At 65.6% G+C, this 6,608-nt stretch carries 6 protein-coding genes and 2 pseudogenes; 4 read left to right on the forward strand and 4 right to left on the reverse strand.

Going from position 1 to position 6,608, the window contains the following annotated elements; translation table 11 throughout:
* Positions 1 to 270 (forward strand): annotated as a pseudogene (locus tag VMJ11_RS33010) (transposase); the annotation flags it as partial.
* A gap of 14 nt (positions 271 to 284) precedes the next feature.
* Positions 285 to 656: pseudogene (locus VMJ11_RS33015) on the forward strand (ABC transporter substrate-binding protein); the annotation flags it as partial.
* Positions 657 to 710: 54 nt separating this feature from the next.
* On the opposite strand, the gene VMJ11_RS33020 reads toward VMJ11_RS33015, so the two are convergent.
* The 3 genes from VMJ11_RS33020 to VMJ11_RS33030 are packed head-to-tail and all read right to left on the reverse strand — an operon-like array spanning position 711 to position 4,205.
* Positions 711 to 1,448, reverse strand: a complete 738-nt coding sequence (locus VMJ11_RS33020; RefSeq protein ID WP_325625307.1) for an MmgE/PrpD family protein — start codon at positions 1,446 to 1,448, stop codon at positions 711 to 713.
* A gap of 7 nt (positions 1,449 to 1,455) precedes the next feature.
* The gene (locus VMJ11_RS33025) at positions 1,456 to 2,796 is read right to left on the reverse strand and encodes an MmgE/PrpD family protein (protein ID WP_325625309.1); all 1,341 of its coding nucleotides are present in this window, start codon (positions 2,794 to 2,796) and stop codon (positions 1,456 to 1,458) included.
* Positions 2,793 to 4,205, reverse strand: coding sequence for an MFS transporter (locus VMJ11_RS33030; protein ID WP_325625310.1), 1,413 nt, complete (start codon positions 4,203 to 4,205; stop codon positions 2,793 to 2,795). Before VMJ11_RS33030 ends, VMJ11_RS33025 begins: the two co-directional genes overlap by 4 nt.
* 233 nt (positions 4,206 to 4,438) lie before the next feature.
* Between VMJ11_RS33030 and VMJ11_RS33035 the strand changes: the two genes are divergently transcribed.
* Together VMJ11_RS33035 and VMJ11_RS33040 are read left to right on the forward strand one after the other, a co-directional pair.
* Positions 4,439 to 5,113 (forward strand): GntR family transcriptional regulator, encoded by a 675-nt coding sequence (locus VMJ11_RS33035; RefSeq protein WP_325625312.1) that lies wholly within the window; start codon positions 4,439 to 4,441, stop codon positions 5,111 to 5,113.
* Between the two features lie 344 nt (positions 5,114 to 5,457).
* On the forward strand, positions 5,458 to 6,384 hold the full coding sequence (locus tag VMJ11_RS33040; RefSeq protein ID WP_325625311.1) for a LysR family transcriptional regulator: 927 nt from the start codon (positions 5,458 to 5,460) through the stop codon (positions 6,382 to 6,384).
* A gap of 58 nt (positions 6,385 to 6,442) precedes the next feature.
* Here the strand turns inward: VMJ11_RS33040 and VMJ11_RS33045 are convergent.
* The coding region (locus VMJ11_RS33045; protein WP_325623515.1) for a DUF3138 family protein at positions 6,443 to 6,608 on the reverse strand (166 nt) is incomplete at its 5' end.

Here is a 6,608-nt window from a genome sequence, read left to right on the forward strand (position 1 = left end):
GTGGGCCGGCTAACGGCATCGGCCGCGGTGGCGACGGTGGTTGATGCCCGCCAGTTCAAAAACGGCCGGCAGATGGCGGCCTGGCTCGGCATCGTGCCCAAACAGAAAAGCAGCGGCGGCAAGCAGCGGCTCGGGAGCATCACCAGACAGGGCAACGACTATCTGCGAACCCTGCTGTTTCTGGGCGCACGATCGGCGATGCGCACGGCGCACCGACGTGACGACCGGCTCTCGCGCTGGATCGTCCAGCTACAGGCGCGCGTGGGCTACTCCAAGACACTGGCGTGACGGTGGCGGTGGGCAAGGGCAGCGCCTACGACCTCTTTCTGTCTCGCGAACTGCATCACGCGATGATCGTGCGCGCGCCTACCTCGCCCGCCGTGGTGCAGACGTTTCTCGATCAGCATCTGGACGTGGCGGCCGGTGTGAAGCAGCAACTCGAACGCGACGCCGCGAAAGTAGGCGGCCTGCGCCTGCTCGACCAGCGTTTCATGGTGATCCGGCAGGCGATGGGCGTGCCGAAGCACCGGGGCGAGCAAGCCGCGGACTACCTGAATAATTTCGTACAACAGATGATTCACTCGGGCTTCGTCACGCAGGCGCTGCAGCGCCATCACATCGACGAAGCCCAGGTGCCGGCCGGCGACGGCTCGTGAGCGCGTGAAGCGCATCACGCCGAGCCGCAGCCGGAGCGCGCACGCGCCGCGCATCTAGCCCACCGACACCCAGCGCGTGCCGACGCCCTCGACGATGCTATTCGCGTCGAAGCGGTACGCCATCAGCGCGGCGAACCCGCGCCGTCCGTCGATCGAGGCCGGTGCGCTCGTGAAGCCGTGCTTTGCGATCAGCGCGGCTTCGATCGCATCGGCGGCCGCCTTGCCCGTTTCGAGCGCGCCCATGGCGTGCGAGACGTTGTGCGCGAGGCCCGCGGCCTGCGTGGCGGCCACACCTAGTGCATGGCGCGCGCGCGCGGCATCGAGCCGGTAGAGGCGCGCGGCAGCGAGCGCCGCGCCGAGCACGCCGATTGCCGACGCCACGTTCCAGCGCGCGCGGAATTCGGCGCTGTCCACGGCGGCGAGAACGCGCGCGGCGGCCTCGATGCCTACGGCCGCGGCCTGCGCCATCTCGGCCTCGGAAGCACCGATTGCCTCGCCGATCGTGACGGCCGTGGCGAGCACCGGCACATCGGCTGTCGCAGGGGAGGCGCTGGCGAGCGTTGCGCCGAGTGTCCACGCGCGCACGCGTAGATCATTCGCAGAGCTGCCTTGCGATTGCAGCATCGCGGCGAGTTGCGCCGCGACGGCGCTATCGCCGCGCGCATGTGTGCGTGCGTCGGCCAGGCGCGCGCGGGCGTTTTCGAGCGCGGCAGCCGCGCTCGCTCCGAGTGGGCCGAGGGCGAGGGCGGTCAGGGCGTCGGAGACGGCGGAATGTTGAGCGGTTTCGTGCATGGTTCAGTTACTCCTGCGGCGCGCAGAGCGCGAACAGCGTGTCGAGCGAAGCGGCGGCGTCGATCGATTCGACGGCGGAGGCGAGGCGGGCGGCGTATCCCTCACCGAGTATCGGGTCGATCAGGAGACGCACCTTTTCCATCAGCTCGTCGTTGGTGAGCGGGCGCGCGAGGCTGCCCCGCGCGTGCTCGACGTGATGCTCGACCACCGCGCCACCCTTGAGCGTCGCGCGAATGAACACCTCGTCGCGATTCACCGCGGCGTCGGGGGCGAGCGTCGTCAGCGCGCGCACGCGGCGCACGTCGTCCTGCACCACACGGGCGTCCTCGTACTGCGCGAGGCCCACGCGCTTGTCGCACAGCGCCGCAGCCACACCGTGAATCGCGCTGAAGCGCGCCTGCAGGCCGTCCTTCGGCTGCGGGTTGCCCATCAGCTCCGGCACGAGCGGATGGCAGCGCAGCGTGATCGATTCGATTTCGCCGATGTCATCGATGCGCGGCGCGATGGCGAGGCCCGCGTCGATGGCCGGATGCGCGACGATGCCGCACGGGTACGGCTTGTACGTATTGAAGAGCAGTTCCCAGCGCTCGCCGAACGCACCGTTCATCTGCTCGAAGTCGACGCGCGTGGACATCGAATGCGAATAGCCGCCCTGCGCTTCGAAGATGTCGGCGGCGGCCTGCTGACCCGCCTGCGCAAGACGCGCGGCGGCGATCCCGTTCGACGCGGCCTTGCCAGGGTGATAGGGCTTCGTCATCGTGCCGAACGCTTCGCGCTGGCCGACGAACATCGAGGCCGCGATCGCCACGGCCTGCGCGAGCTGCGCTTCGTTCAGCCCGAGCAGCAGGGCGGCAGTCGTCGCGCAACCGATCACGCCGCAGGTGCCCGTGATGTGCCAGCCACGGTCATAGTGTTCCGGCGAAATCGACACGCCCACGCGCAGCTGCGCTTCGCAGCCCAGCGCGAAGGCCATGAGCGTTGCGCGGCCCGAGGGTTTCGTCTCGGGGGCGAGCGCCGTGATGACGGCGAGAATCGAAGCCGCCGGGTGAATCACGGTGGCCAGATGGGTGTCGTCGAAGTCGTCGAGATGGCCGGCGAAACCCGTGGCGAGCGCGGAGAAATGCACGTCCACGCGCTCCTTGCGGCCCGGCACCGGCGCGCGCTGCGCGACGCCTAGCTCCTGCGCGGCCGCGAGAATGGCGTCCACGCCAGGGTGGCGCGACGCGCCGATCGACGTGCCGATCACATTGATCAGCGAACGTTGCGCTTCGCGCGCCACGTCGGCGCGCAGCGGGCGCTGCGCGAGGGCGTGGAGGCCGTGCGCGAATGCGGCGGCAATGGAACTCATTGAGACAACTCCTCTAAACGGACGCCGTTGGTGCGCGGCCCGAGGGCGCTCACCATCACGACGATGACCAACATCGCTGACGAAATCAGCACGAACACGGCAGGCACGCCCGAATGCTTGAGCAGCGCCGCCACCCAGAAGCCGACGAAGATCGAACTCAGCCGGCTCCAGCTAAAGACGAAGCCGACGGCCCGCGCGCGGATGCGCGTGGGGTACAGCTCGGCCTGATACGTATGGAAGATGCCGATCAGCCAGTTGTTGGCGATCGTCACGGCTGCGCCGCACAGCAGAATGGCAACGGGCTCGCGCGCCATGCCGAACAGCACGCCCGCCACGGCTACGACGGCGGCGCAGCCCACCAGTTGCCACTTGCGCTGCACGCGCTCGGCGAAATACATCGCGCCGATGGCGCCGAGCGGCGTGGTGAACGCGATGACCATCGTGTAGAGCAGCGAATGCGTGAGCGTGATGCCCTTCGTGAACAGCAGCACGGGCACCCAGGCGCCGAAGCCGTACACGCCGAAAGTCTGGAAGAAGTTGAAGCACGAGAGCATGACCGTACGCGGCAGGTAGCGGCCTTTCCACATCTCGCTCCATGACCCGGAGCCTTCTTCGGAGGTGCGCAGCGTGCTGGGCGCTGGCGCGGCGAGCGCCTGGCCCGTCTCGGCCACCACGCGCCGCTCGATGTCGTCGACGATCGCGCGCGCTTCGGCATGCCGGCCCTTGCTCTCCAGCCAGCGCGGCGATTCGGGCAGCCCGCGCCGCATGAACCAGATCAGCACGGCGCCGGCCGAGCCGATGATCATCACCCAGCGCCAGCCTTCGAGGCCGAGGAACGCATGAGGCACCAGCAGATACGACAGCACCGCCACCGTCGGGACCGAAGTGAGGATCACGAGAATGCTGAAAGCCGAATAGCGGCCGCGCGTGTGGCTGGGCGTGAGCTCCGAGATGTAGGTGTCGACAGTGATGAGTTGCACGCCGATGCCGAGGCCGGCCACGAAGCGCCAGGCATCCATGCCGACCGGCGAAGTTTGAAAGGCCGCCGCAAGCGTCGCGACCGAATAGATGATCATGGCGGCCGTAAAGACGGCGCGCCGGCCCAGCCGGTCCGTGAATCCACCCAGCGCGACCGTGCCGACGAACATGCCTGCAAAGAACGAACCGAGGAAGCTCGCGAAGCCGTTCACGTCGAACATGCTCGCCGTGGTGGCGCGATAGAGCCCGCTGTGGATCAGGCCGAGGGAAATGTAGGCGGCCATGAACATCTCGTAAAACTCGAACCAGCCGCCAATGGCGATCCGCGCGACGAGGCCACGGAAGTAGCGTGTCGGCGGAAGACGGTCGAGGCGGGCGGAAACGCCCGCCTCGACTGCACCCGCCATGGCGACCTCTTTTTCCATATACATGGAAGTCTCCTGAGAGTATTGGGTACGTCCTTTTCTTGTAGTGTCGACACTTACAGCAGTTTATTCTCTATCAATCGCGTTTAGCAAGGTTTACTTGGCTAAGTGTATACACTCAGTGCGCCGAAGGGCGGCTGGGGAGATCCTGTGACGGGCGCCTGGTAGAATCGGCGCGGCGGCGCGCGGAGCGCCACATGAACACCTCGAAGGAAGCGGGAATGAAGGAAACAGACGCCATGCTGGCCGAAGCCGACGACATCGCGGAAGCCGGCAGCGAGAACTCGCGGGTCGACGAAATCGTGGATTGGGTTGCACGCGGCATCATCGAGGGCCGCCTGGTGCCCGGCGACGACCTCAATTCGGTCGAGCTTGCGAGGCGCTTCAACGTGAGCCGCACGCCGGTGCGCGAGGCGCTGTTCGTGCTGCATCGCGAGCGCATGGTCGACTGGTCGCCGCGTCGGCGGCCGCGTGTTGCTGCGATGAGCCTGAAGGACGTGCGCGAAATCTATCATCTGCGCGCGCTGCTTTATGGACAGGTGTCGCTCGCGATCGTCGAGCACGCGACGGACGAAGACATCGAGTCGCTTTGGCGGGCTCATGAAGCGCTCGCCCGCGCTGCCGGGCAGGGCGATGTCGATGCTTACTTCTGGGCCAACGTGGCGTTTCGCGACGAGGAACTGCGCGTGAGCGGCAATGCAATCATCAAGGAAGTGCTCGATTCCATGCGCATGCGCACCAATCGCATGCGTCATCTGAGCACGTCGTTGCCGGGGCGCATGCAACGCTCGTGCGCGGATCACCAGCGGCTGTGCGAAGCCTACGCGGAACGCGATGGCACGCTCGCTGTGGCGCTGAATCGCTCGATCGTATTGGGCGCCCTTAAGTCGATCGAGAATATCTGGGTCGAGTGACGGGTGTTTGCACGGCGCCCCCATTTTGAATACGGCGCTGTGCGGCGCATGTTGCTGTATAGGCGCATCGACAAGACCGCAGTGCAAACGGCCACGCCTTAGCGCGTGACCTGCCCCGTCATCAGCTGGAGAAGCTGATCAGTGCCATCGATAAGGATTCCGATACATCAATTTTCCTGCTCATCCACCGTCGGCAAGCTGAACAATGCGTGGCATCGTGCTGCATGCACGAACGTCACCACTGGCGCGTTCTACATCGCGCTGCAATTTGCTATGCTCGTGCTTTCCGGCCGAACGATCCGTTCGCGTGCCGGCGTGCTGTTTCTCCATGCGATGCGTGTGAAATGGAAAGCCTCCGACTGAATTACTCGCTGCGTCAGCTTCGCTATTTCGTCACGACGGCCGAAGTGTTGTCGTTCACTTCGGCAGCGAAGCTGATGCACATCTCGCAGCCCTCGATTTCCACGGCGATCGCCGAGCTGGAAGATTCGCTTGGTGTGCAATTGTTCATTCGCCATCATGCGTCGGGCCTGTCGCTCACGCAGGCCGGGCGCGAGATTCTCGGCAAGACCCGCGATCTGCTGAAGAACGCCGAGGAACTGCAGGCCACCGCACGCGGCATGGATACCGGCATGTCGGGCACTATCGCGCTCGGCTGCCTGGTGTCGCTGGCGCCGCCGCTGCTGTCGGGGCTCATCAGCCGCTTTCTCGCAGAACACGCGGGCATTGGCTTCAGGACGACGGAAGCCCATCAGGAAGACCTGTTCACGGGGCTGCACGACGGCTCGCTGGATCTCGCGCTCACCTATGACATCGATCTCACGGCGGATATCGCGTTCAGTCCGCTGGTGCGTTTGCCGCCGTATGTGATCCTGCCGAAGAATCATCCGCTCGCGCAGCATCGCTCGGTCACGCTGGCGAACCTCGTGGGGCAGCCGTATGTGATGCTGGACCTGCCGCACAGCCGCGAGTATTTTTCTTCGCTGTTCGACGCGCTTGGCGAGCGGCCCGTGCCGGCATTCAAGTCGTCACAGCCCGAAGTCGTGCGCGGCATGGTAGCGAATGGCCTCGGCTACAGCATCCTGAACTTTCCCTTGAAGTCGACCCAGACGGTTGACGGCGAAGACTTCGTCGTCAAGCGCTTCAAGGATAATGTGGCCGCCACCACGCTAGGCATTGCCTACTCGCGCAACATGAAGCCGCGCCAGGTCGTCCAGCGTTTCGCGTCGTTTGCCGAAACGATGATCAAGAAGCTGCACGCCAAGGGCTAAGCGCGGCGGCGCGCTTGCAGCGCCGAAACCCTGCAAGCCGCCGCCCGCCCCAACCTCATCAGAACGAGTAGATGAACTGCGCACCCAGCAGGTCGTTGCTCTTGCCGTACGAACCGTCGTCGTGCAGGAACACACGCTGCGTCGCCCAGTCGTGGCGATATTCCACCTTCACCTGGATCTGCTGCGTCGGATAGAACAGCAGGTCGAGCGCCACGTCCTGGCGC

It is taken from the genome of Paraburkholderia sp. (assembly GCF_035501035.1).
GTDB lineage: Bacteria > Pseudomonadota > Gammaproteobacteria > Burkholderiales > Burkholderiaceae > Paraburkholderia.

Excerpts from the sequence above, each read along its gene's own strand:
- VMJ11_RS33020 (WP_325625307.1), bottom strand. The coding sequence starts at position 1,448 with ATGCACGAAACCGCTCAACATTCCGCCGTCTCCGACGCCCTGACCGCC.
- VMJ11_RS33025 (WP_325625309.1), bottom strand. The coding sequence starts at position 2,796 with ATGAGTTCCATTGCCGCCGCATTCGCGCACGGCCTCCACGCCCTCGCG.
- VMJ11_RS33030 (WP_325625310.1), bottom strand. The coding sequence starts at position 4,205 with ATGTATATGGAAAAAGAGGTCGCCATGGCGGGTGCAGTCGAGGCGGGC.
- VMJ11_RS33035 (WP_325625312.1), top strand. The coding sequence starts at position 4,439 with ATGCTGGCCGAAGCCGACGACATCGCGGAAGCCGGCAGCGAGAACTCG.
- VMJ11_RS33040 (WP_325625311.1), top strand. The coding sequence starts at position 5,458 with ATGGAAAGCCTCCGACTGAATTACTCGCTGCGTCAGCTTCGCTATTTC.